Source organism: Flavobacterium xueshanense (genome assembly GCF_900112975.1).
Lineage (GTDB): Bacteria > Bacteroidota > Bacteroidia > Flavobacteriales > Flavobacteriaceae > Flavobacterium > Flavobacterium xueshanense.
In genome coordinates this window covers 14,102-39,711 of the sequence record NZ_FONQ01000015.1, presented here as the reverse complement: position 1 = coordinate 39,711, position 25,610 = coordinate 14,102, and the positions used below count along the sequence as shown (strand labels likewise).

The 25,610-nt window shown below is 34.4% G+C and carries 20 protein-coding genes; 5 read left to right on the top strand and 15 right to left on the bottom strand.

From position 1 onward, the window contains the following. Positions 1 to 36: 36 nt before the first annotated feature. From tamL to BMZ76_RS12805, 6 genes are all read right to left on the bottom strand, one after another. Entirely contained in the window at positions 37 to 2,331 is a 2,295-nt protein-coding gene (gene tamL / locus BMZ76_RS12830) for a translocation and assembly module lipoprotein TamL (protein ID WP_091207339.1), read from the bottom strand. Beyond that, positions 2,324 to 7,327 (bottom strand): translocation/assembly module TamB domain-containing protein, encoded by a 5,004-nt coding sequence (locus BMZ76_RS12825; RefSeq protein ID WP_091207336.1) that lies wholly within the window; start codon positions 7,325 to 7,327, stop codon positions 2,324 to 2,326. The genes tamL and BMZ76_RS12825 overlap by 8 nt, the downstream gene beginning before the upstream one ends. 168 nt (positions 7,328 to 7,495) lie before the next feature. Beyond that, positions 7,496 to 9,178: a Na/Pi cotransporter family protein gene (locus BMZ76_RS12820; RefSeq protein ID WP_091207333.1), complete on the bottom strand. Its 1,683-nt coding sequence runs from the start codon at positions 9,176 to 9,178 to the stop codon at positions 7,496 to 7,498. A 166-nt stretch (positions 9,179 to 9,344) separates the two neighbouring features. Continuing rightward, a complete protein-coding gene (locus BMZ76_RS12815) occupies positions 9,345 to 10,154 on the bottom strand; it encodes an NIPSNAP family protein (protein WP_091207330.1) in 810 nt (269 codons plus the stop codon). A gap of 519 nt (positions 10,155 to 10,673) precedes the next feature. Continuing rightward, positions 10,674 to 11,258: a cytochrome b/b6 domain-containing protein gene (locus BMZ76_RS12810; RefSeq protein WP_091207327.1), complete on the bottom strand. Its 585-nt coding sequence runs from the start codon at positions 11,256 to 11,258 to the stop codon at positions 10,674 to 10,676. 84 nt (positions 11,259 to 11,342) lie between these two features. After that, positions 11,343 to 11,780 (bottom strand): acyl-CoA thioesterase, encoded by a 438-nt coding sequence (locus BMZ76_RS12805; RefSeq protein ID WP_091207324.1) that lies wholly within the window; start codon positions 11,778 to 11,780, stop codon positions 11,343 to 11,345. Positions 11,781 to 12,043: 263 nt separating this feature from the next. Between BMZ76_RS12805 and BMZ76_RS12795 the strand changes: the two genes are divergently transcribed. Further along, positions 12,044 to 12,430, top strand: coding sequence for a hypothetical protein (locus BMZ76_RS12795; protein WP_091207320.1), 387 nt, complete (start codon positions 12,044 to 12,046; stop codon positions 12,428 to 12,430). Positions 12,431 to 12,839: 409 nt separating this feature from the next. Here BMZ76_RS12795 and BMZ76_RS12790 read toward each other — a convergent pair whose 3' ends face one another. Further along, complete coding sequence (locus tag BMZ76_RS12790) at positions 12,840 to 13,232, bottom strand: SRPBCC family protein (RefSeq protein ID WP_091207317.1); 393 nt, start codon at positions 13,230 to 13,232, stop codon at positions 12,840 to 12,842. 23 nt (positions 13,233 to 13,255) lie between these two features. Beyond that, positions 13,256 to 13,903 carry an orotate phosphoribosyltransferase gene (gene pyrE / locus BMZ76_RS12785; protein ID WP_091207315.1) on the bottom strand — a complete coding sequence of 216 codons (648 nt, stop codon included), beginning with the start codon at positions 13,901 to 13,903 and terminating at the stop codon, positions 13,256 to 13,258. Between the two features lie 7 nt (positions 13,904 to 13,910). Here pyrE and BMZ76_RS12780 point away from each other — a divergent pair, with 7 nt between their 5' ends. Further along, positions 13,911 to 14,513, top strand: a complete 603-nt coding sequence (locus BMZ76_RS12780) for an NUDIX hydrolase (RefSeq protein ID WP_091207313.1) — start codon at positions 13,911 to 13,913, stop codon at positions 14,511 to 14,513. Positions 14,514 to 14,653: 140 nt separating this feature from the next. On the opposite strand, the gene BMZ76_RS12775 is transcribed toward BMZ76_RS12780, so the two are convergent. Further along, complete coding sequence (locus BMZ76_RS12775; protein WP_091207310.1) at positions 14,654 to 16,384, bottom strand: M14 family metallopeptidase; 1,731 nt, start codon at positions 16,382 to 16,384, stop codon at positions 14,654 to 14,656. Positions 16,385 to 16,538: 154 nt separating this feature from the next. Between BMZ76_RS12775 and BMZ76_RS12770 the strand changes: the two genes are divergently transcribed. Continuing rightward, on the top strand, positions 16,539 to 17,885 hold the full coding sequence (locus BMZ76_RS12770) for a DEAD/DEAH box helicase (RefSeq protein WP_091207307.1): 1,347 nt from the start codon (positions 16,539 to 16,541) through the stop codon (positions 17,883 to 17,885). Between the two features lie 157 nt (positions 17,886 to 18,042). On the opposite strand, the gene BMZ76_RS12765 is transcribed toward BMZ76_RS12770, so the two are convergent. From BMZ76_RS12765 to BMZ76_RS12750, 4 genes are all read right to left on the bottom strand, one after another. Further along, positions 18,043 to 18,621 carry a PhnA domain-containing protein gene (locus tag BMZ76_RS12765; protein ID WP_091207304.1) on the bottom strand — a complete coding sequence of 193 codons (579 nt, stop codon included), beginning with the start codon at positions 18,619 to 18,621 and terminating at the stop codon, positions 18,043 to 18,045. A 119-nt stretch (positions 18,622 to 18,740) separates the two neighbouring features. Continuing rightward, positions 18,741 to 19,196, bottom strand: a complete 456-nt coding sequence (gene coaD / locus BMZ76_RS12760; protein WP_091207301.1) for a pantetheine-phosphate adenylyltransferase — start codon at positions 19,194 to 19,196, stop codon at positions 18,741 to 18,743. Positions 19,197 to 19,240: 44 nt separating this feature from the next. Continuing rightward, the gene (locus BMZ76_RS12755) at positions 19,241 to 19,933 is read right to left on the bottom strand and encodes a DUF421 domain-containing protein (RefSeq protein WP_091207297.1); all 693 of its coding nucleotides are present in this window, start codon (positions 19,931 to 19,933) and stop codon (positions 19,241 to 19,243) included. Between the two features lie 9 nt (positions 19,934 to 19,942). Beyond that, a complete protein-coding gene (locus BMZ76_RS12750; RefSeq protein ID WP_091207292.1) occupies positions 19,943 to 20,917 on the bottom strand; it encodes a D-alanine--D-alanine ligase in 975 nt (324 codons plus the stop codon). A 246-nt stretch (positions 20,918 to 21,163) separates the two neighbouring features. Between BMZ76_RS12750 and BMZ76_RS12745 the strand changes: the two genes are divergently transcribed. Next, positions 21,164 to 21,790, top strand: a complete 627-nt coding sequence (locus tag BMZ76_RS12745; RefSeq protein WP_091207288.1) for a PASTA domain-containing protein — start codon at positions 21,164 to 21,166, stop codon at positions 21,788 to 21,790. After that, complete coding sequence (locus tag BMZ76_RS12740; RefSeq protein ID WP_091207285.1) at positions 21,780 to 22,823, top strand: RluA family pseudouridine synthase; 1,044 nt, start codon at positions 21,780 to 21,782, stop codon at positions 22,821 to 22,823. Before BMZ76_RS12745 ends, BMZ76_RS12740 begins: the two co-directional genes overlap by 11 nt. A gap of 522 nt (positions 22,824 to 23,345) precedes the next feature. Here the strand turns inward: BMZ76_RS12740 and BMZ76_RS16220 are convergent. Together BMZ76_RS16220 and BMZ76_RS12725 are read right to left on the bottom strand one after the other, a co-directional pair. Next, the gene (locus BMZ76_RS16220) at positions 23,346 to 23,510 is read right to left on the bottom strand and encodes a hypothetical protein (protein WP_244281815.1); all 165 of its coding nucleotides are present in this window, start codon (positions 23,508 to 23,510) and stop codon (positions 23,346 to 23,348) included. Positions 23,511 to 24,114: 604 nt separating this feature from the next. Further along, complete coding sequence (locus BMZ76_RS12725; protein WP_091207275.1) at positions 24,115 to 25,587, bottom strand: serine hydrolase; 1,473 nt, start codon at positions 25,585 to 25,587, stop codon at positions 24,115 to 24,117. Positions 25,588 to 25,610 lie beyond the last annotated feature (23 nt).

Below are 25,610 nucleotides of genomic sequence, written 5' to 3'. Positions count from 1 at the left end.
ATTATTGTGCTCTTTTTTTGTTTCAATGGTATTGTTTTAAAAAGGATATCCAATTGCTAAATTAAAAACTAAATTTTCTCTACGCCAAGGACCACTTCCAAAATTAATTTTATCCAAAACCCAACGATCGCCATCAGGTAAATATGGTTTTCTTAATGGAAAGGCAAGATCAGTTCTCAGGATAAGAAAAGAGAAATCGAAACGCAATCCGGCGCCGGCTCCAACAGCTATTTCATTCATGAATTTTTTAGAGAATTTAGCTCCGGGTTTTTCCGTATTCTCATGTAACAACCAGATGTTTCCGGCATCGATAAACAAAGCTCCCTTAACTAATCCATATATTTTAGCTCGGTATTCAGTATTAAATTCTAATTTTAAATCACCGGATTGATCGGGTAAAAAAGTATTGGTATTCGTTGATGCGCCATCAAAACTTCCCGGCCCAATAGAACGTGCTCTAAAAGCTCTTAAACTATTGGTTCCACCAATGAAAAACTGCTTAATAAATGGCATTTCACGGGAATTTCCGTAAGCAAAACCAGCGCCTGCAATAATTCTGGTGGCCAGTTGAGAATCAGGACCTAACTTATAATAATGTCTGAAATCATTTTCTATTTTGATAAATTGGCTAAAAGGAACATTGAATAATTTAATTGGATCCTTTTTTTCAATGTTTGCTCCCGAAGCTAATCCAGCGATGTTACCGGCTAAGTCGATAGTTCCTTTGTAATAAAAAGTATTTTTCTTTCTTGTTTGCAACGTATTTGTGTACGTGTAGGAATAAGTTGGACCAAAAATTAATTGTTTTTCAATCACTTTTTCCAACGAGGGGTTTGCATCGATTTGTTCTTGATACAACTGCGTTACATTTTGCGGACTGGCATACGTAATTTCAGTAAGATTCAATAAATGTTCTTTCTGTTCGCTCTGTTTCCACAAATATCCAAAAGAGCCTTTGAAGGTTTGCAGCGAGTATAACTTAATTCTGTTTTGGAATTCATAACCCAAAGTTGCCTTAGTTTTTGGTACAAAACCACTCGGAGAATTAAGTTTGAAAGGCGCAACTAATCGTGGCCATACTAAATTCGCTTCAGTTCCAAATCGGTAAACATTAAATCCATTATTTTGTCCCGAAACTTGTACTTCGACACCGCCAAAAGCTGATACAGTAAGCAATTCAGCACCTCTGAAAGTATTTCTGTTGCTCCAGTTTAAATTAAGTTCGGTTCCTGTATAATTAGCTGAATTCGTTTTGGCTAATAATTCCAGTCGAATTGATTTTTTAGGTAATGGTGTTAAATAATAATACGCATCCAAATAATTCCCTGTTGTGTCAGAAACCGTAAATTGATTTTTAACAAATTTGAAGGTCCCAAGATTTACTAAACGATTTAAGGATAAATTATGGTTTGTACGGTTGTACAAATCTTCCTTTTTGAAGTATAATGCGCGGTCAAAAATTCGTGGTTTGAATAAATTCTCCGGGTCAATAATCGTTAAATCATTGTATTTTTGGATCGAATCCAAGTTGGTTTTTACACTGTCCATCCCAATAGAATAATTAGGATAAACAATAATTTTATTGATTTTATAAGGTGTTTCTGCAAGACTTGGCGTTTCGTTCTTAATTTTTACAATCAAATCGACCTGATGATCGGCAACAGTGCTATCAACCTGAACTTTTAAATAGTCAGGGTTGAAGTAAAAGAATCCTTTTTCCTTTAGTCTGGCGTCAATGCGAATCCTTTCTTCTTTGATGGCATCAAGACTGTAACCATCGTCTTTTTTCAATAAACTTCTGCCTCTTGTATTGCTCACGCTACTTGAAATCACTGAAGAATCCGTAGGAAATTTAACTTCTCTGATTTTGTATTGTTGCGCGGGATTTACAAGATATTCTGCACTTGCTTTTTTTCCTTTTCGGGTTGAATCTGCTGCAGTTTTCGTATTGAAATAACCACTGTTTTCAGAAAAGTTTTGCAAAACACTTTTGTTGTATTCTAAATCCACTTGGCTGTAAAAAACAGGAGGTTCACCCACTTTAGTTTTTAACCAATAGCGCCATCCTTTTTCTTTCTTTGGCGTTCCGGCCAAATTATAAATAAATAGTTTTGGCTTTAATCCTAGAAAAGAAGAATTGGGTTTTGGTCTCACAATTTCTTCCAACTGGTTTTTTAACGCTTTGTTTTCTTTCTTGGAAGTTTGTTTTCCTTCCACTTTGATTTTTGCACCCGTGTAGAGCAATTCCCCTTCCGGCAAATATTTGGTATTACTGCACGAAGAGACGAACAATCCTAAAAAAAGAATATATAATAAAGGACTCTTATTCATCTGATTTCTTTTTTAATTCTTTTTTTGCTTTCTGCTTTGCTTTTTTTGCTTCGCTTTTAGCATATAATTCCTTGAACTTATTGTAATTCATTGTAATAACGAAGGCAATTCCTGTTTCAACGACTTCTCCTTGAAGTGCCACTTGGTATTTGTTTACGCGGTACACTCTCATTTTATACCTTCCATCTTTAGAAAGTTGGTAATCAAGAGAGACATCTCCGGCAATATTATTGGCGTTTTGGTTCACTTGTTGTGGACCTTCAATCCCAAAGCTGCTTCCAATAGTAACTTTCAATCGGTCATTCAGCAATTTCTTTGAAATCCCCACATTCAAATCAGTTTTATTTTCTCGCTGACCAGTCGTGTAATCGTCTGATGTATTCAAATCAAAATTAAGTTCTACACCTTCAATTAAGTCACCCGCTAAATTATTAAGCTGTTGTGACAAAATTTTGCTGGCACTTTCTCTTGCTAATGACGAAACGTTAGTTCCACCAGTTTCGCTGGCAAATGGATTTTCTCCAATAAAGCGATTTAGTAAGAGTAAGGCAAAAACCTGCTTGTTCATTTCATCTGGTTGCTGACGCAATTGAGTCAATTTAGCCTGCGTTGTATTTATGATTTCGGTTGAAACGCTATTATTTCCATCAGGTAATACAATGTCAAATGAAATATTTGGTTTCATTAATTCTCCAGTCATTTTCAGACGGGTTTCAAAAGGAATTTTTTGTTTGTAAGTGTTTCTTATTTCGGCAGTAACAGCACCTAATTGGTCGTTTATTAAATCGATTGGCGCCGCTTCCGTTTTATAAATCGCTGTGATACTGATATCAGCACTTGTTGGTTCTCCAGTCCACAAAATATAACTTCCTGGTTTGATATCGAATTTTCTTTTGATAGCGTTAAAATTCATTTCATAACTTCCCTCAGATAATTCATATCTCCCGGTCAGCGTAGTTTTTCCGGAAGGATCAATGCCGCCGTTCAATTGTGCTTCCCCTTTTAATTTTAAGAAATCACCATTGGCTTTGTCAATAACGAGTGATAATTCAGCCTCTTTATCCACTTCAATATTTACTGAGGCATTTATCCCCTTTAACTCCATTTCACTTGTGATTTCATCAACTGAAACAGTCTTCAGAATTTGTGGATTATCTTGGTCGATGAACTCAACGATTCCTTCTCTGTCCGCAATTGATGGATCAGATTGTGGTAATACTACAGTAAATTTAGTGTCTTTATTGATTTTGATATTTCCCTCAACGATAGGATTGTCAATCGTCCCTCTCACTTGTAAATGATTGTCCAAATACAATTCTCCGTAATACAAATCATTGTCTTTAGCTTCAGAATTTACGGCTTTAAAATTGTCTGCATCGATGGATAATTCAAATCCAAAATTACTGAAATTTTCACTGTTGATAGTACCGTTAATCGCTAAATCATTGTCTTTTTCATCTTTAATAATGAAATTATCGAAAATAATGGCATTGTTTGTAAACGTGATTTTATCGTTCAAAGATTTAAATTTCGCATTGAGCAGTACCGCTTTGAAACCAATTTCATTAAATTTTAATTCTCCAATCACTTTTGGTTGGGTTGTATTTCCAGTGATCTTGAAATTCCCCGTCAAAAATCCAGTACTTTCAGCAATGTTGTCCAATGTGAAACCTTGAATACTTTTCAAATTCAGTTTTTCAATATCCAGATTCATGTCAAAACTGCTTTCGCTCGTTTTGTAATATCCTACCAAATCTACTTGATTTCCCTGACCACTGATATTCACTTTGGCATCAAATTGATTGGCAACCGCATTATTTACTTTGATGCTGATATTACCCACAGTATCTTTCTTGAAAGTGAAATTTTCAATATTCAAGTCTGAAGTAAAAAGAGGTGTGGTATTCACATTTTTCACCAATGCGTCACCATTAATTTTTCCACTGAGCTGTAAATCTTTTTTCTCAACAAAACTTGTAATGGTATTGATGTCAAAATCTTTGAAATTAATTGCAATAGGAGCATTTGGATTATTAGATTCAGATTGGATTTGAATGTTACTTCCGTCTTTACTCAATTCGAAATTATCAGCGTAAATTCCTTTTTTGCCAAAACGAATGAGATTGTTTTGAGCTATTTTCCAAGATTCATAGTTCAGCAACAAATTATCCGGACCAAGGCTCACTTCATTATTCCCATTAGTTGCCTTTAATGTTCCGGTTATTAAATACCGTTCTACATCTTTTGCATCTTTCAGTTGTACCGTGTAATCCACAAGATTATTCTCCACTTTTCCGGTAATGCTCGTGTGTGGTAACTGAATTTGTTTGTTTTGAATATCGTCTACAACAAAGCTGTAAAGCAGCGCTTTGTCTTGAGTGTCTATTTTTAAAGTCGCATTTGTAATCGTATTTGCTCCATAAATTAATTTTGGAATAGCCCCATTGATTACAATCAAATCATTGATTGAATTGTATCGTCCTGTAACATTTATAGGTTCGAGACTTTTCAATTCAGGAATAAGTTTTAATATAATTGGATTGTCTTTTACACCAATTTTAAAAACGAAATATTGGTTTTCAACTGCTATTTTTCTTGAATTTGGGTAGCTGTCATAATATTTAGCAACCGAATTGGATACTGCTTTTGCAATTTTTGATAACTTATATTTTCCATTAACTTCTGCGTCTAAAAATGAGGAATTTATGAACAACGTGTTTTTTTCAGCAGTCGATATAGCTACAACATTTATCGAGTCAATTACAAACTGTTCTTTGGCATTGGTCACATTTATGCTATGCGCATTTACGGTTCCGTTGAGATAATCTAAATTAGCCGATTGAATATCAGCATCAACAACGCCTCTTATTTTTAAGGGACCTGCATGCAGATTTAGTTTTTCCAAATCGGCGATATCTACATTTAATTTTAATTTACCGGAAGGATATTTGTCTTTAAAACTTCCGATGCTGACTAAATCAAAAGTTAGATTAGGATCTTTAGCAGTAGCGTTAACATTGAAATTTCCATTGCGAATAGCACCTTTTACATTCAAATTTCTGTACGTGTATTTATTGTAATAGGCCTTCAGGATACTTCCGTTCAATGAAGCTGTTGCAGTTTTCGGATCAAAACCAGTTCCTTTAATGTTGGCTTTTAATGTTACTTTTCCAATGGAATCGTTTTTGATAAATTTCCCTAAATCAAAATTATTAAGTTCCGTTTGGGCATCGTATTTCTCGTAATTTTTTCTGCGTTGGTCGAAAGTTGCTTTGATTTTTGCATTTCCAAAACTGCTTACCAAGTTCATATTAGTCTTGAAACTGGCAATTGTTCCTTTAAAAGTTCCTTTGGCGCTGAATTTTGACGGTAACTGAATTGAATTTGGAATCGTACCTTTTGGCAAAAAGCCAACAAAATCTTTTGCACCGGTTTGCAAGTCTTTTATGTTTAAATCAAAATAGGCTTTATTCACGTCCGGTAAGCCCACAATGCTACCGCTTGCTGCTAATTTTGTTGCTCCAATGCCGCTAATCTCAATAGATGGGAATACAATATTATTCAATTTTCCTGTTATGGTGCCGTTAATCAACAGTATGGCATTGGGATTACTCATGAAAGGGTTCGTCTTATTCAGAGTAGGGGCAAAAAGCAAAATGTCTTTGATTCCCAATTTACTTTTCTTTAAATAAGCGATAAGGCCTAGTTCACCCGGGTTTCCAGCCAAAGATTCAATAGATGGATATCCAATTCGGATTTCGTCTCGCAATTCCGTTTGAGGTGTTTTGAGATATAGTTTTTTAAGAAATGCATTCTTTTTTCCATAGAAAAATTCAGCATTAAAGGACTGAATGTTTAAACCACTTTTGTCTTTAACTGTCAAGGAATTGGCATCTCCAGATATATTTTCAGCATTATAGTTCAGAAAATCGACTTGCAGGTTTAAATTGGTAAGATTTAAATGGTTGTAATCGATCCCTTTTTGTACCGCTGCAACATTATAATTGTCGTAACGGAAATTAACTCGTTTGAATTCGGTCGTCTTTATTTTGATTTCCCAATTGTTCGAATTCCCTTTAACGGGTGCTTTTTTTGATATTATTTCATCTAATTTTCCAAAAGTCAAAGCGCCCTCCACACCGGTTAAATCAACACTTTCTACGATGGCAAATTGATTATCAAGGTCAATTTTGTCAATTTTAGCGAGTAATTTTTTCAAGTAGAAAGTGGTCTCTAATTTTGTTTCTTCACTTTCATAATCAAAATCAATTTTTGCCAAATCAATTTCTCCTAATTTTAATTTTAAGATAGATTCCGGTTCGTTTTTGATTGCTGCTGCTTTAGTCGCATTGGATATTTCAACAATACCTTGCCTTAATTTTAACTTTAATCCATTGATTTTCGCTTTTGGAATTTCAAAGTTCATTTGATCTAAATCGAAGGTTTTGATGTTTGTTTCAAAATGATTTAGATTGGCATAGATATTATTTTTGGTGACAAAGTCATTGTATTTAAATTGGATTCGGTCCAGTTTTATTTGTTCTACGGAAAACTGCATTGGTGGCGAATCCGTTTTCTGTTTCTCTGGTGACTCAAAGGCTTTTATAATGTAATTAAAATTAAAAACGGCTTTTGAATCTCTATTTAAATGTGCCGTAATACCTTCTAAATGTACGGAGTTAATTTCGACTTTATTGCTCAACAATTGAAATAAGCTGATATCTACGGCTAGTTTTTCTCCGGCAAAAAGGGTATCTTTTTTCTGGTCTTCGAAATAAACACCTTCAAGAATCACTTTTTTGGGTAGCCCGATTTCTATTCTCTTAATAGTGACTTTGGTTTTGATTTTTCCTTCCAAGTACGTTACCGCTTTTTCTCTCGCATAATTTTGAACGGAGGGAATCTGAATAGCAACTACTAATATTAAGAGCAACAGAATTACGGATCCTATTATCCAAAGGAAAACTTTCGAAATTTTCTTTAAGTATGTTTTCAAATGATGTGTTTTTTTGGATAAAAATAACCAATTTAAATCAGAATCGCAATTTCACTGTCAAACGAAATTGGCTGTTAAGATCGAAAATTGAATGTGAAATATGTTATGAAATTCAAAAATAAAGTTGTAAAATTTTTTGGAATAAAATCTGAATGAATTACTAATTTTTTAAGTTTTGTAAATAGAGATTTCATTAAAATTTTGAGCATTTTTTTCGTCCAAAATTAAATCTTTCAATGCCATTAGCATGGCTTTATTTGACATAAATAATTCTCTGTTGAAATTTATGACTGTTGTGATATCAATGTTTTCAACGATTGTAAGTTGTACTTCGGTGTAAAAGGTATTAAGTGCTGTCGTGTAGTTGTTTTGAATGGTATTAAATATTGCTTCCAATTCTTCAAAGTTTACAGGTTCTTCCATGCTCAGAAAAGCACTTAATTTTAAATATAGGTTTTCCGTTTCTTTTTTGTGATGCATAAAAAACTGATATTTTATGTCTTTTGAAGAGTGACTTAAGTCCATTATATTGCTATCAATATCTTTTACACTTTTTACGGCATGCATGGAGCTTCGCGCAGCAGAAATCAATTGGCTAAGCTCTGAATTTTGTTCGCTGTTCAATTTTGTTCTTAGTTTCAAATAGAAAGCCTGCATTTCGCCTTGTAATTGTTTTAGGAATTCATACTTCTCCTCACTGGTTTTAGATGCAAAGCTTTTTTTCTCATTGATTTCAATGTAATCACTTTGTTTTTTCAAAGCGAGGGTGTCGATCTTGAATAATTCCAAATTGAAAAGCATCGAGTTATAAATGAAATAGCTGGTTTCTCTTCGGAATAAATCAAGAGCCGTTTCGGGTTCCGTAATAGAGGCGTGACTTATAAAAGCGGCACTATTGCCATCCGTATTTTTGAAAAAACGTTCCAAAAATTGAGTAAATAAATCGAGAACCGGAAGGAACAATACAATTGCCAATAAATTAATAAGACTTGAAAATGTAACCAAACCAATGAGTGGATCTTTTATTTTTATGACATCAGTAATCAGCAACAAAATGGGTTTTAGCAGTGCAAAAGCAATGGCAGTAATGAAAATGTTGAATAATAAATTGCCTAAAGCAACCCGTTTTTTGGAAGCGTTTCCTCCAATCGCACTCAAAAGAATTTTAATAATAGTTCCGGTTTCACCACCTAACACGATCGCTGCCGCCATTGGAAATCCAATTGCTCCGGCATTTAATGCGCTTAACGTTAATGCCATGGTTACAGAACTCGATTGAACAATTAGTGTAATAAGAAAACCAATAAGGAGAAAAACGATTAGCGGCATCGAAGCATATTGCGAGAAATCGAAGTATTGAACCTGCGCTTCCATAGCGGTTTTCATAAAGGAAAGTCCGATGAACATTAAACCAAATCCCAAAAGAAAATAAGAAATGTACTTGATGTTCTTGCGCGTTCCAAGTAAAATAAGAAGAAAACCACCCAAACAAACTGCCGGATAAGCAATCACTTCAATATTAGTTTTAAAACCAAGTGTCGCGACTAACCAACTGGCAAGTGTTGTACCGAGATTTGCCCCCAGAATAATAGCCATAGCATTCTTCATTGTAAAAACACCTGCACCCACAAACGCTAAAACCATCAACGAAACCATAGAACTGCTTTGAAGTACGCCAGTAACTATTGTTCCACCTATTACTGCACCAATATTGTTTTTTGTAATCCGTTGCAGGAATAGTTTGAAACTTCTTCCGGAGAGATTTTTTAGGGATTCCTCAACTAAGTACATGGCGAAAAGGAATAAACCAACGCCTGCAGCAAGTTTTAGTATTGTATTGAGGGTTTCCATAGCTTAAATTGGTATTAAAGATACTTAAATTTACTAGTAAAATTTTGGTAATGTGTCAACTTCTATTCTTTGAAAATTATTATAGAGGTCATTATTTTAAACAAAAAACTACAACTTTTAGGGTTGCAGTTTTAACAGCTTACGTTTATAATTATGTGTTTGAAAACTAATAATCAGAATAATCAGTTGGGTACAAAAAAGTAATATCTATATGGGAAATATTGTTTTTGTATTTTTCCATAGCTATTAATCCTTTCCATTCTGGTGAATCTACAAAGGCTTTCCAATGCGCATCTCTGCTTTGCTGATCTGCAAAAGTAGTCATGTACATTAAGTTCGGCATTTTGGCTCCCGAAATAACTTCGCCATAAAAAACAGCATTAAAGGTAAGGCGGTCAAAGAGTTTTATTTCTCCGCCGGCATTGAACATATCGACTTTGTTTTTGTATATCGCTTCAGTTGCTGATTCATAACTTCTTAATTCATACACTCTATTTGCTCTTGGACTATTCAAAGCGGGACTTGACAAAATAGGATGATCTGAAAAAGCCTTTAACAAAATAGATTCGATACGCAAATAAGGCGCTTGTTTATAAGAAGCATTCAAATAATCGGCTGCGGCAGTTAAATAGATTTTGTCATTGGCCAGTTTATCTTCTAATCTCAGAAATTGATTGATGGATGAAAACGGAATTACTACGATAACTTTTTTTAGGGTGTCCGTAGCATTCGGTTTTAGTTTGAATACACCAATATTTTTAATCCCAAGTTTTTTTAAACCCGGAAGCAAAGCCTCTTTCAAATATTTTTCAGTGGTTTGTACTTGCTGTTCCGTTTTGAAAATATAAGTTTTAATTTGGTAGAATTCTCTTGATGGTGCTACAGTTTTTACTTCGAGAATATCATTTTGTATTGTTTTAAAACTGGTAATAGAAAAAACGATTAGCAGTGCGAAAAATTGTTTTGTAAATTTCATTTTTTCAGGTTGGAATTTAGAAGTTAGTAATTCTATAAAAGTATTAATAAAATTGTAACTTTTTAGGGTACAATTACAAAAGGAGCGGATAACTTTTTTTATTTTAAAGAAGATTCAATACATATCCCAAAACAGAGCTGACCAAAACGATAAATACGCTATTTGTTTTTTTGAATCCAAAAATTAATACACTTCTGATTTTCTCAATCAGAATGTCTTATTTTTTTCTAATAATTCTAATCCTGCTTTTTTAATTTTACTGTTTAATTTCTTTTTTTCAGTGCAAGTGAGTTCTTCTTTGACTTCTATTTTACCAAGCTATTTTTATTGCAGCGATGTCGAATTCTTCTAAAGCCTCTTTTACAAATATTTTACAACTTTCACAGGCCATGTTTTTGACATTTATTGTCACAGACCAATTTTACACTAATTATTTTTGGATTCAATCGTTTATCTGAAATTGTTTTTTTTTAAATACGAGCCTCATAATTGCTGATCAAAAAAGAGTGTTTTTTGTTTCTAATTTTCGTTAGTCTTTGTTGGTCCGCTTACGATTCGGGAAATTAATCCTTGTTGGGTTGTTGATTCAGAGAAGAAAACGCCCGATAAGTGAATTACGATAAACGCCAGAAGATAATAAATAGAAAGTACGTGTATTTCCTCCATCGGTTCCTTTAAATTTTTTGGACCTAACACGATAATTAAACCGGTAATCAGGGAAATAACAACACAAACATAAAAAATTAAATAAGTCCAGTACTGGAATTTTTCTTTAATGACTAAATCTTTGTTGAACGGATTAGAGAACTTCATTTGTCCAAAAAATGGAAGTGCGATACGAATACTGTACAAACCTACCAAAGCATAACCAATATAAATATGCCAGTCCCACATGGGTTTTCTTATTTTTTTAGCAAGCGTAATGAGTTGGTCTTGCGTCAACTTTTGGTCTGTAGTCGCTAAATAGTCTTGAATGATTAACGCCACATTATTTTTATTCATCCAAGTAAGTCTCAGGAAAATTGTTACAAGCAATAAAGTCATACAAATGGCGATTGACCAATGCATTATTCTGTAAATGGCGGAGTATTCTCTGTTTTTCATGATTGTAACGCTGTTATGTAGTTATGCTTTTGATTCAACTTTTTTAGAAATTCGAAAGGAAATCTCGTTTTTCAAGGTTTTTTTTTAAAGATTCACAAAGCTCTCGCTTTTAGGAAAAATACTTAAGGCTTCCAGTGCAATTGCGGGCGTTGGCGATGCTAGTTTTCGAAGTTTAAGGTCCATCCAAGCACCATCAACAGTTATGGTTGCGCATAGTTTATTGTCTTCATTTATGAATTCATGTACAATGGACCAGCGGGAAGCATCCGCATTTACTTTTGAGGTTTTGGTATTCATAAAAATTTTATCCGAAAGTTTTATTTCTTTTCTAAATACACATTCTTCCCTAAAAAGAATAGGACCAAAGCCTTGCGCTTGCATCACTTTCATGGTTAAACCAAGACTTTCCAGAATTTCGATACGATGTTGTGCGCCAAAGTCATAATAAGCACTGTGTCGAACATGAAAATTAGGGTCAAGATCAGACCAACGAAAGGATAATTCTTTAATAAATGAAGTCATTGTAATTGTTTTTTAAAGTTTTTTGCGCTGTTCTTTTGGATTGCTCTAAAGCAAAATTAAGACGCATTTTTACGGTCAAAACTACGAATAATATGTGGAAAGAAACAGAACCCACAAACCTTTTAATCCATTTTTTAGGATAAGTTACCAAATGTAATTGGGGATTTTGTGGTTTCTTTTTCTTCAAAAAAAGAATGTGGCTTGTATTTTGTATGGGAAAAAAGAAATATTCAATTTCGGATATTAAAAAATAGCTAAAAGACATGAAAAAAATAATTCTGTTTTTGTTGTTATCGGTTAGCTTGTATGCTCAAGAACAAGTGTTTAACGTGCAACGATATTGCATAGATGAGCAACCTTTTAGACAAGGTGAATGCAATGTAGCAGGAAATGAATACTCTTTTGTGTTTCTTGATACTCAAAAGCATACTGTGGTTTTCTTTCTCACGGCGACAAAGATGAAATATAAAATTGTAGAATCTGGTGTTTTTGCTCCCGATAGGAATTACACGTTTTATATTTTAGAAAATGAGAAAGGTCAAGTAACAATGCGGATAAACAAACAGCACACTAAAATTGAATTTATGTATCCCAACACGCATATTTATTTGACAGTTGGTAAGTCTACTAAAGCAGTGCATTACGAATGAGGATTCTAGATTGGGACGGTTTTGTAGGCTTGACGTTTGCGGTCTATCTGTGCGGTCGGCTAAGGACTTAATTAAGCTACAACTGTTAGCAGAATTGTATGTAACCAACTATCATTGACTTTTAAATATAATATTTCAAATTTTAATTTAGATTCTTTTTTAAAAGATCAATTAATTTTTTAAATTCTGGCTTGGCGTTAAGTGAAATGTGTATTTTTTTGATTAAGATATTTAAATCTACTGCCACAAGTTTGTTGCTAGCTTCTTCGTTTTATTTTGTTGCAACAATATATCGAAAGTCATTTTCGAAATGATAAAAATCTAACATTGTCACCAATTGTTGTCCGATAAAAAAGAAGCTATTAATTTGGCTTGTTTTTTATCGGACAACAATGAATTTAAATAGTTTTTACAATTTATTCATATTGCCTGCTAAAGTTTCTATGAATTTCCCAATTGGACCTTTAATCATCATGGCCATCATAGGATTGAAATCGCCTTCAAAATCCAGTTTTACATCACTTGAAGTCTCAGAAACAGCATCTATGTTCGCTACTAAAGTAAACGGAAGTTTGTCGCTCGCTGCCCCTAAAACGATTTTGGTAGGAGCTACTTGTTCTTTCATTTTTAACTTTATTTCCGGCATACCTTTCAGTCCAAAAATGAAAGCATCGTCGCCAATAACTTCAAATTTAGCAATGTTTTCTGGCATTAATTTTTCAAAATTTTTGACATCACTCAATAAATTGAATAATTCTTGCGCTGATTTTTGAACAGTAACTTTAGTGCTTTCTAAGTTCATTGTTTTTATTTTTGTTTTATTTTTTAAACTTCAATAGTCCAAGTAGACGGACTCACATTCCATTCTCTTAAAATCTGTTCTTCGTCCTCATTGATATATCTTTTGGCAACAGCCAAATTCAATAAATTTTGGTAATTACTCAACGTAAATAAATCTAGATTTGCACTTTTAAAGTTTTGTTCAGCAACTTCAAAGCCGTAGGTGAAGATAGCGGCCATTCCTTTTACATTAGCACCAGCTTCGCGTAACGCTTCCACAGCTAACAAACTGCTGTTTCCCGTGCTGATTAAATCTTCTACAACAACTACATTTTGTCCTTTCTGTAAAAAACCTTCTACCTGGTTTTGTCTCCCGTGTTTCTTTGGTTCCGGGCGAACATAAACAAATGGCAATCCCATACTTTCCGCAACCAGCATACCAATTCCTATTGCACCAGTGGCTACACCGGCAATAACATCTGGTTTACCAAATTGCTTCTCAATATTCTTGGAAAATTCATCCCGGACATAATTTCTTACGGCTGGAAATGAGAGGATTAATCGGTTATCACAATAAATAGGTGATTTCCATCCAGAAGCCCATGTAAAAGGATTTCTTGGATTCAATTTAATTGCATTTATTTGCAAAAGAAATTCGGCTGTTTTTTCGGCTGTATCTTTATTAAAAATCATACTACAAATGTATAAAGTTTTTGTTAACGACAAACCACTTTTTTTGACAAATCACATCTCCAAGGAGACAGATTTTCAATTATTTCTATTAGAAAGCATTGACATAGAGCAACTTATAGTTAAAATCTTTCAAAATAAAATTAATAAAGCCTATCTGTATCATCCTGACGAAAGCTTGATTATGAAGACTTTAAAAGCTAAAATTCCGGTTTGTAAAGCGGGAGGCGGTTTGGTTTATAATAAAAACGGGGAAGTTTTATTCATTTTTAGAAACGGAAAATGGGATTTACCCAAAGGCGGAATCGAAAAAGGAGAGGAAATCGCAGATACTGCCATGCGTGAAGTAGAGGAGGAGACTGGCGTTAATGGCTTGTCAATATCTCACAAACTTCAAAAAACGTATCATGTTTTTAGACGGAATGGTAAGTATAAACTAAAAATCACGCATTGGTTCGAAATGCAGTCTGATTTTGAAGGAACGCCTCAAGGACAATTAGACGAAGGAATTGATAAAGTGGCTTGGATGAATCCGGAACAAATTAAAGAAGCGCTAAAAAACTCCTATGAAAACATAAAATTATTGTTCGAAGAAGAGAATCTGTTGAAATAGCACTTCACTTTGTAAACAGAAAAGTTGATTAAACAGTTTAACATTGATTTTTAAGTTGATGTAATAAAGTTTAACACGAATTTCCACTAATTATTTGGTGGAAATTCGTGCTTTATTAACATTTTAATTGGAGCTTTTTTTTATTTTAAAATGCGATACACCGGATATTGTAAATGTGCCTTTTCATAATAAGTCGAATGTTTGTAAATCCAGTCCAATTGTGCTTCCGGATTATTAATAAAGGTAACGTCACTTTGTTTTTTCAAATCAAATTCGGCTTTTAATTTTGGATTTTCTTTCAAAATCTGTGTTGCCGAATCTTCAAAAACATAATCAGAATACCCTTCTTTTTGTTGTAACATCGTATCGAAAAAATTCCAGTTGAAAAAAGAATCTATTGCTTCCGGTTCCAAAGTTTCCAGTAGGTATTTGATTCCCTTTTGTTGTGTAGGAATAACGTAATCCCCTTTGGCGAAAGCCACTTTCTCCATTTTAGCGGTTACTGAAGTGTTTCGGTGTAAATAATGACCTTCATACGCTGAATTTGTTGTTTTAAAGTCGGCAATTCTATAACTTTCAACTTCAATGATGGTATCTTTTTTTAGTAAACGATAGGAGATTGTATTACTTTTTAATAATTCGATAACAGGCCAAAATCCTCTCGGAATTATATACGCTTCTGGTATTATTATCTCTTTTGCCGATTTAAATTCCTTATTGTACGGAATGTCTTTTTTGAATGGTTTTGTTTTATCATAAAACAGGCGGTTTCCGGATGTTACGTCGCTTTTTTTGTAACTGGCTTCGTAACCTAAAAACGAAAAAGGAATTGTTTTTGTACTGTCAATTTCCCATTTTATCGTGTACGATTGTTGTGGTCTATACTGCTCTTCATTTTTCAATCGCAGTTGTTTGATTTGTTGGTAATTTGAATCCGTAAAATCAATTGCGGAACGCATGTATTCATACGTCACTTTCACGCGATCGGCATATTTTTTAAGCATGTGTGTTTCCACCACAAAACCAATGGTATTAAACAATGAAGTGTAACCGGTTGCGAATCTTGGACTTTCAAAAAATTGACCAAAACCTTTGTCTGGTGTGTCCTGAAAAGCATTGACATAAGGCGTAGTTTCAATATTCTTTTTTTGTAAATCTTTCACCAAAGCAGGCATCATTTCAGTATTTAAAAAATTACCTAAAACAGTTCCTAATTTATTATGTTGGGTCATAATATAAGTCAGTTTGTATTGATAATCCGAGCCATTGCTGACGTGATTGTCAATAAAAACATCTGCATTTATTTTATGAAATATTTCCACAAAACTTTTCGTGTTTCGGGTGTCTGATTTAATAAAATCGCGATTCAAATCGTAGTTTCTCGCATTGCCACGAAAGCCATAGAGTTCAGGTCCGTCCTGATTGGCTCTTGAAGTGGAATTTCTGTTCAAAGCGCCTCCAATATTATACACTGGAATACAAACGATAACCGTGTTTTTTGGTGCTTTTATTTTGCCTAAAGCTAAATCTCTAAACAGTTGCATAGAAGCGTCAATTCCGTCCGGTTCCCCTGCGTGAATGCCGTTGTTGAGCAGAATTACCGCTTTGTTTTTTTGGATGACTTCGAAGTCAAATTGCTTTTCCGGATTAAAAACTATTATGTGCAAAGGCTCGCCACTATCCGTTAAACCCATTTTTTGCATTTCGATAGTAGGAAAATCATCCGCCAGAAGTTTGTAGTACGCAATTGTTTCTTGGTACGATGCAGATTGATTTCCATTACCTTTTTCGAAAAAAGTATCGTACTTATTGTTTTTTTGCGCAAATGAACCGATCGCGAATAATAAAAAAAAGAATGTGAAAAATTTCATATTTCGGTTTTTAGATTGAATATCAAATGTAGCTTTTTTTTGATAGGTATAGAGATGATACGATTAAAATGAAGCTCTTGATTTAAAAAATGAAAATTTATAATTCAAAATTAATAACTCAGAATTAAAAATTACCTTTGCCGAAATAGAAAAAATGAATAAGAAACACCATTCCAACAATATACTTTTGAATTTAGGCATCGAAAGCCTGAACGAAATGCAGGAATTAGCACAAGATACCATCCTGAATGACAATAATGTTTTATTGCTTTCGCCAACAGGTTCGGGAAAAACTTTGGCTTTTTTATTGCCTATTTTAGAAATGTTACAACCCGAAATTCAATCGGTTCAATGTTTAATTTTGGTTCCATCACGTGAATTAGGATTGCAGATTGAGCAGGTTTGGAAAAAAATGGGAACCGATTATAAAGTGAATGTGTGCTACGGCGGACATTCCATTGATACCGAAATTAAAAATTTAAGCAATCCTCCAGCTGTTTTAATAGGAACTCCGGGAAGAATCGCAGATCATATCGACAGAGGAACTTTCCGTTTGGATAAAATCCAAACATTGATTCTGGATGAGTTTGATAAATCGTTGCAATTGGGTTTCCATGAACAAATGTCTTTTATCATTGGGAAATTAACGAAATTGAACAAACGCGTTTTGGTTTCAGCAACTTCCGATATTGAGATTCCAAGATATACAAGAGTCGTAAACCCAACTATTTTGGATTTTATTCCAGAAAACGTAGCAGAAACGAATCTTTCCATGAAAATGGTTGTTTCTAAGGAAAAAGACAAAATTGGAAGTTTGTTTAACTTGATTTGTTCGTTGAAATCGCAATCGGCAATAGTTTTTTGCAACCACCGAGATGCTGCAGAGCGCATTAGTGATACGTTGAACGAAAAAGGAATTTATGCCACGTATTATCATGGAGGAATGGATCAGGACGAAAGAGAACGCGCGCTAATCCAGTTCAGAAACGGAAGTGTAAGTTATCTGATCACAACTGATTTGGCTGCCCGTGGACTTGATATTCCCGAAATGAATCATGTAATTCATTATCATTTACCATCCAAAGAAGACGAATTTACGCATAGAAACGGACGTACGGCGCGTATGCTTGCTTCTGGAACTGCTTATATTATTGCTCATGAAAGTGAGAAAAAAATGGATTACATCGATTATGGAATGGAAGCTTTGAAAGTTGAAAATTCCACTTCATTACCAAAACCACCGGAATTTCAAACCATTTATATCAGTGGCGGAAAGAAAAATAAACTGAATAAAATTGATATTGTAGGTTTCTTTTCCCAAAAAGGGAAATTAGAAAAAGGCGATTTAGGATTAATCGAAGTGAAAGATTTTATCTCATTTGCAGCGGTGAAATTTAACAAAGTGAAAGATTTACTACACGCCATTAAAGACGAAAAAATGAAAGGAAAGAAATTCAAAATCGAAGTCGCTCGAAAAGTGATTAAGAAGGAAGAGGAGTAGTTTTCAGTCGCAGTCGCAGTTTTCAATTAAAAAAAATCGTTAACAGTAAAATATTTACTGTTAACGATTTTTTGCTGTAATGGATTCATTAAAAACTGAACACTTTTATTAAACTTCAGTCCCTGAAAACTGTGACTGTGACTGAAAACTATAAATACTATATTTTCTTAACATATTGTGTAATGATAACAATAGTCTGACCATCAACTTTACCTTCAATATATTCAGCATTTTCGTGATCCAGCCTGATGTTACGCACTGCAGTTCCTTGTTTAGCTACCATGCTCGAACCTTTTACTTTCAAATCTTTGATTAAAACTACTGAATCTCCAATTTCAAGAATCACGCCGTTGCTGTCACGGTGAATTACTTTTGTTTCGTCTTCTTCTCCTTCGCCAGTTGCTTGTGCCCAAGCTAAAGTATCTTCGTCTAAATACATTTGGTCCAACAATTCTTGAGGCCAACCTGAACCACGCAAACGGCTTAACATTCTCCACGCGACAACTTGTACGGCAGTATGTTCGCTCCACATGCTGTCATTCAAACATCTCCAATGATTTAAATCTACGTTATCTGGATTTTCGATTTGGTCGATGCACGTACTGCACGCCATGATACTTTCATCAGTTCCACCTTTTTTGGTTGGTAATACTTCATATACTTTTAGGTTTTCGGTTGCACCACAAAGTTCACATTTCGATCCGCTACGTTTGCTTAATTCTCTTTCTATACTCATGTTTAATGGCTTTTATTTTTGGCGAAATTACGGCTTATTGCTTCGTTTCACAAGTTTTGTATTCTAGTTTCAATGTTGAGTTAACCCGGAAGTGGTGACTGATCACTGAATACTGATCACTATTTCACTCGGACTGCATCGGGAACAAGCATTTCATATTGTCCTCCATTGCGAATTACATCTCTCACAATACTGGAACTGATGTAGGAAGTTTTTGCGGCGGTCAATAAAAATACGGTTTCTATTTTTGATAAGCGACGATTGGTATGGGCAATTGCTTTTTCAAATTCGAAATCGGCTGGATTGCGCAAACCACGAAGTATAAAATCTGCGTTTATTTTATGGCACAAATCGATTGTCAAACCTTCATAGGTTATTACTGAAACTTTAGGTTCGTTTTTGAATGTTTCTTCAATAAAACGCTTTCTGTCTTCCAATGAAAACATGTATTTTTTTTCGGCATTTATTCCAATGGCAATTACAATTTCATCAAATAAAGAAATACTTCTCTTGATGATGTCTTCATGTCCTAAAGTGATTGGGTCAAATGATCCTGGAAATATGGCTTTTCTCATTATACAAGATATATTTAAATCGAATGGATTTTCTTTGGGGTGAATTAAGTTTTTCTAAGTGTTTGTATTGCTTCGACCCATTCGGATTTTTCGCAAACCCTGCACTCCGCATTTCCTGGTTTATGGCTTTCAGTATTTCCGCAAAAGGTGCAGGAATAAACACCTTCTGTTGGAATCGTTTTACTTTTGAGTTTAAATAAAAAAGGCAGGATTGGCAAGCCTGGTTGAACTTCATGGTCTTGATAATAAAAAACACTGATTTCGCCACTGGTTTCCATAAATGCATTTTTCACTTGTCCCAAATGCTCTACTGATTTTAATCGGAGTTCCGAAAAAAATTCATCTTGTGCCAGACTTTCTTTTTTGAAAGTTGCAATTGAAAATTTACCTTCGCTGATAATACATTCAGTTTTGCCTTCTATAAACTCTTCAAATCGTTTACTTTTTCCGGTTAGCCAAGTTACTAATCGGTATAAAAGGATAATGACTAGTAATACGGTTATGGGTGGGATTATTCCAACTTCTTCATAAAACATGGGATCTCCGGCTGCTGATCCTAAAGCAATAATGATGACTGTTTCAAAAACAGATAATTGCTTTACGCCACGTTTTCCAGCTACTTTTAATGTCAATAATAAAACGGTGAACATTACAGTGGAACGGAAAATGACTTCTAAAAGAAAGGATTCTGGTAAATCATTGTACAATAATCGGTTCCATTCAAAGATTTCTATCATAATAAAGAGTTAGTTGTTTAAAGCCAATTCTATTGCATTTGTAAACAAATCTTCTAATGAAATGCCAGCGGCTTTGGCTTGTTGAGGAATTAAACTTTCCGTTGTTAATCCCGGAATAGTGTTCATTTCCAACATGTGTGGTTCTCCGTTTACTAATATAAATTCGCTTCGGGAGAAACCTTTCATCTTAAGAATCTCGTAAGCGCGTTTAGCAATTTCACTCACTTTTTGCGTCATTTCATCCGAGATTCTGGCAGGAGTAATTTCTTGTGATTTACCCAAATATTTGGCTTCATAATCGAAAAAATCATTGTCCGAAACAATTTCGGTGATGGGTAAAACGGTTACTTTTCCTTTGTAGTTGATGACTCCTACCGAAACTTCGGTGCCGTCAAGAAAACTTTCTATGATGATTTCGTTGTCTTCTTTGTACGCAATTTCTATAGCGATAGGTAATTCGGCAGCCGTTTTAACTTTTGAAATTCCAAAACTGGAACCGGCTTTGTTTGGTTTTACAAAACAAGGCAAACCAACTTTAGCGACAATTTCGTCAGTATTGACAACATCGCCTTTGTTTAAGTAATAGGACGTGGCGGTTTTTATGCCGTATGGTTTTAAAACTGATAATAAATCGCGTTTGTTGAACGTTAATGCTGCTTGGTAATAATCGCAGGAAGTTTGCGGAATATGCAATAATTCAAAATACGCCTGCATCAATCCATCTTCGCCGGGAGTTCCGTGAATGGCATTGAAAACGCAGTCAAATGTGATTTTGATACCGTCAACAGTTACTGAAAAATCATTTTTATCGATAGTGAATTCGGCATCATTAGCATCAACATAAACCCACTTTTCTTTGAAAATATGGATTCGGAAACCATTGTATTTCGTTTTGTCCAGATATTGATGTACGACGTTTCCGCTGATAAGTGAGATTTTATATTCGCTGGAATATCCGCCCATGATGATGGCAATGTTTTTCATTTTTAGGTGTTGGGTTTTGGTTTTTAGGTTTTAAAAAAAAATAATATTGTTTGCAAAACGATTTGTTTTTAGCCCCGATAGCAGCGATATCCTTTGCTTTTTTTCTTTAAAAAAGCAAAGATACAAGCGAATAGCGGGAAACAGCTCCTGAAATTCATCAAGAATAATCCTAAAAACGATTAAACAAAATTATCATTTTTTTTGAAACGAAATAGCTTTATCTTTGCCGCATATAAAAATAAATTTATGAGTTTACGTAAGTATCTTACCAGTCGTGTGTTTTTAGCACAAGTATTAATTGCGATTGCCATTATTGTTGCTTTGGGGTATTTGTTTATGCATTGGTTGACTTTTACAACCGATCATGGCAATGAAATTGAGGTTCCAAATTTGAGTAAATTGACTGAAGAGCAAGTGGAGGAAAAGCTGGACGAGTTGGATTTAGATTATGTGCTTTTGGATAGCGTCGATTACAGAAGCAATTTTCCGCAATACAGTGTGGTTGAACAAGATCCGACGCCGGGTACAAAGGTAAAAGTAGGTAGAAAAATATACATAAAAATAAATACATCAGGATTTTCATCCGTGCGAATTCCTGAGTTAGTGAATAAAACCTATCGTGAAGCGGTACCTACATTGAAAGCTTTGGGACTTGAAGAAGGCGCGGTTACGTATGTTCCAAATCTTGGAAAAGATATGGTATTGGAAATGCGTTTCAAAGGAAGAAACCTGAAAGCAGGGGATAGAGTTTTGAAATCATCCAAAATTGATTTGGTTTTGGGAGACGGAAAAATGAGTTACGAAGAAGAGGAAAATGCTGCTGATACGCTCGCAGCACCAATAGAAGAAGAAATACCAGTTGATGAACAATAATATAGAAACAATAGATTTAGAGGACGAGTTATTTGAACATTTCAGGTTTGAAGTTCCCAAAGGCCAAGCGTCGTTGCGAATTGATAAATACTTGATGGGCCTTATTCAAAATGCGACTCGGAACAAAATACAGATCGCTGCTACTGAAGGAAATATTTTTGTAAACGACGCTACAGTAAAGTCGAATTACAAGGTGAAAGCCAATGATGTGGTTCGGGTTATGCTTACGCATCCTCCGTATGAAAACCATATCATTCCGGAGAATATTCCACTTGATGTTGTGTATGAAGATGATACGTTGCTATTGATAAATAAATTGCCAGGAATGGTGGTGCATCCTGGGCATGGGAATTACACTGGAACTTTAGTGCATGCGTTAGCGTATCATTTTGATAATTTGCCAATGAACAGCAGCGAACGTCCCGGATTAGTCCATCGTATTGATAAAGACACTTCGGGTTTATTGGTAATTGCCAAAACCGAGGCATCGATGACACATCTTGCAAAACAATTTGAAGCTAAAACTTCCGAAAGAGAGTATGTGGCTTTGGTTTGGGGAAATGTGTTAGCTGATGAAGGAACTATTGAAGGAAACTTAGCACGACATTTAAAAGATCGCATGCAAATGGCTGTTTTTGCTGATCCGGAAATAGGGAAACCAGCTGTGACGCATTATAAAGTGTTGGAACGTTTTGGATACGTGACGTTGATTTCGTGCCAACTGGAAACCGGAAGAACACATCAGATTCGTGCACACCTGAAACATATTGGACATCCTTTATTTAATGACGAGCGTTATGGCGGTCATTTGATTTTGAAAGGAACTACGTTTACCAAATACAAACAATTTATAGACAACTGTTTCAAAGCACTACCAAGACAGGCTTTACATGCTAAAACATTAGGTTTTGTGCATCCTACAACCGGCGAGCTGATGCGTTTTGATACGGAACTTCCGCAGGATTTGCAGGATTGTATCGAGAAATGGAGAGGCTATTCAAAATCCCATGGTACGGACGAAGACGAAGAATAAAATAGGAAAGCCTTAATCACTAAACACAAAATTTTAGATAAATTTATATTGGATTTTAATAATAATGAGCTCGATACTGTATTGGGCTCATTCCTTTAATATTTTTTGAGGTGTGCAATTATTTAATTTTTGTAATGCCTTGATATAAAAATTTTTAAGTATTCATCATTCTGTTTATTATCATCTCAAATATTTTTTCCTCGTAAACTAACGTATTAATTCTGTAACTAAACTCGTCTAAATACTTCTGAACATGCTCTTTGTGAACCAAAGAAAAAGAACTTTTCAAAGAAGATTTTACATAATGAATTACAGTGTGTAATTTTTTCGATGATTTTCCTTTGTCACTCTTAATCTGTTTAAAATCAATTTTTTTTTAACCAATTACATCCATTCTATTTTTCAGTTTTTATTGTCGGAGATTTAGAAATATGTTTCTCAAATATTTTGCGTATTTATTTGCACAAATAATCTTCAAACTGGTCAAACTACACTCTTTAAATTCCGGTAGTGTTATTGGTTTCAACGGCGATTATCAACTTTATTTTTTGGAATATTGCTCCCTTCTTGTTTAAGATTTTCTTTGCCACCAAAAATAAATTCATCGACAAAAATATCAACAATCATTTGCTGTGAGGCACTATTTGCCATATTAATTCTAACTTTTTTAATGAAATCAGTTGCCATATTTGTGCTAATTTTTAATTGTTTTGCTGTTCGTTTTGTAGAGAAGCTTTTTGTGATTGCACTAATCTCAAAAACAATTGTAAATGCTTTTCGCAAATCAAATCGAACTTTGTGAAAAATAGTATCAACAATTGGGCTTTTAATATGATGGCAAACGTTACAATCCCGCGCAAAATTCGTTTTACGAATCGTAAATTTTGTGTTATTACATTACACATTTGAAATCTGCTTTCCACTTTATTTTTGCTAAATATTCTAAGCAATCTAAATCCGTAATGAACTCATCGTTGAATTCTAAAATACTTTCTCTTGTAAATTTTTCGATACTTTGAATAAATGTCAATTGATCAGTAATTATCAAAACCCCTAAAAAAATAATTATACTGTTGCTGTCAATGGACAAGCAGCGATGAGATTAAACCAGCAAAATTCAAAAATTGAATTTCTATATCCCAATACACATGTTTATTTGACGGTTGGGAAGTCAACTAAGGCAGTGAAATAAAAAGTGAATTAAAAAGCGTGATTTTATTATTATCCGCACGGATCGTGTTTTTAAAATCAAACATGATCCGTGCGGTTTTTTTTAAACAGGTTTACTAATTTAGGACTTTGAAATTTCTTCCAATACTTTTTTCCCGTTTTCATTATTTGGATCTAGCTCCACTGATTTTTTATAGTTGATAATCGCCAGCTTTTTATCTCCGTTTTTCAAATAGGCTTCTCCCAAACTATCGTAGGCATTTCCTGATTTTGGAAACGCTTCTACATTTAGTTTAAAAACTTCTATTGCTTCTTTTACTTTTCCGGTTTGTAATAATTGATATCCTGCACTGTTCATTTCGTTTTCGTTGACAGCATAGGTATTTGAATTTTTATTTTCATTAAAATAATTTAATCCGGATGCAATTCCTTTTTCCAGAATAACGTCTACGAAAGCAACAGCCAATGATTTTTTAGGTAAACTATATGGTTTATTGTACAGAATATTTCTAATAGCTTTACTCATCTCGTTTAAGTTAGTACCACCCGTATTATTTAACAATACTACTAGATTTTTGTCAGAAGGAATACGGGAAAGCAAGGTGTTAAATCCATTTATTCCACCGCCATGCTCAGTAACCAGGATACTCTCATTTTTTTCTCCATTGAAAGCCTTATTGATAAACCATCCGTAACCATATTGTCCCGGTCCTGCAGGAATATAGGAATTAAATAACAGCTCTTTATTTTTTGTCGAAAGTAACTGTTCGGTGTAAAGTGCTTGATCCCATAAATACAAATCATCTACGGTAGCATATAAAGAACCGGCAGCGTAGGGGATAGACAAATCAAGATAACTGGCATTGCTGTAGTTTTTGCCGTTTTTCTCATAACCGGAAGCTCTGTTTTTCAGAATCGTTTCATGGTGATCGAATCCTGTATTGTTCATTTTGAGTGGTGTAAGAATATTGTCTTGTAAAAACTGCTCATAGGTTTTACCGGAAGCTTTCTCTATAATATGACCCAATAAAAAATAACCGGAATTGCTGTATGCAAATTTTTCTCCCGGCGTAAATTCCAGCGGCAAGTTAGCGAATTTTTTTACAAATGCCTCCGGGCTGTACGGATTGATACTTAAATCTTTCACGAAATTAGGAAACGAAGTATAATTAGGAATTCCGGAGGTGTGCGTCAGTAAATGATGAATAGTGATTTTTTCGCCCAATGTTTTAGGATAATCAGGAAGATAGGTTGTAATAGGAACATCCAACTTTAATTTTCCCTGCTCAACTAATTGAAGTATTAGCATAGCGGTAAACTGTTTGGTAACAGAACCCAATCTGTGTTTGGTATCCGGTTGGTTCGGAATATTCCATTCCATGTTTGCCATTCCGAATCCCTTTTTATAAATGACTTTACCTGCGTCAGCGACAAGAATGGAGCCGTTAAATTGCCCGTATTCTGAATATAGATTCATCAACTTATCGATTTGTTCTGCTTTGGTTTGCCCAAAGGAAGCCGTTATTGTAATTAGCTGGATGAATAGACCAATTAGGATTGTCTTTACGGCAAAATGTTTGGAACGTCGTTTCATGATGGTTGTTGGTTTAAGTGATT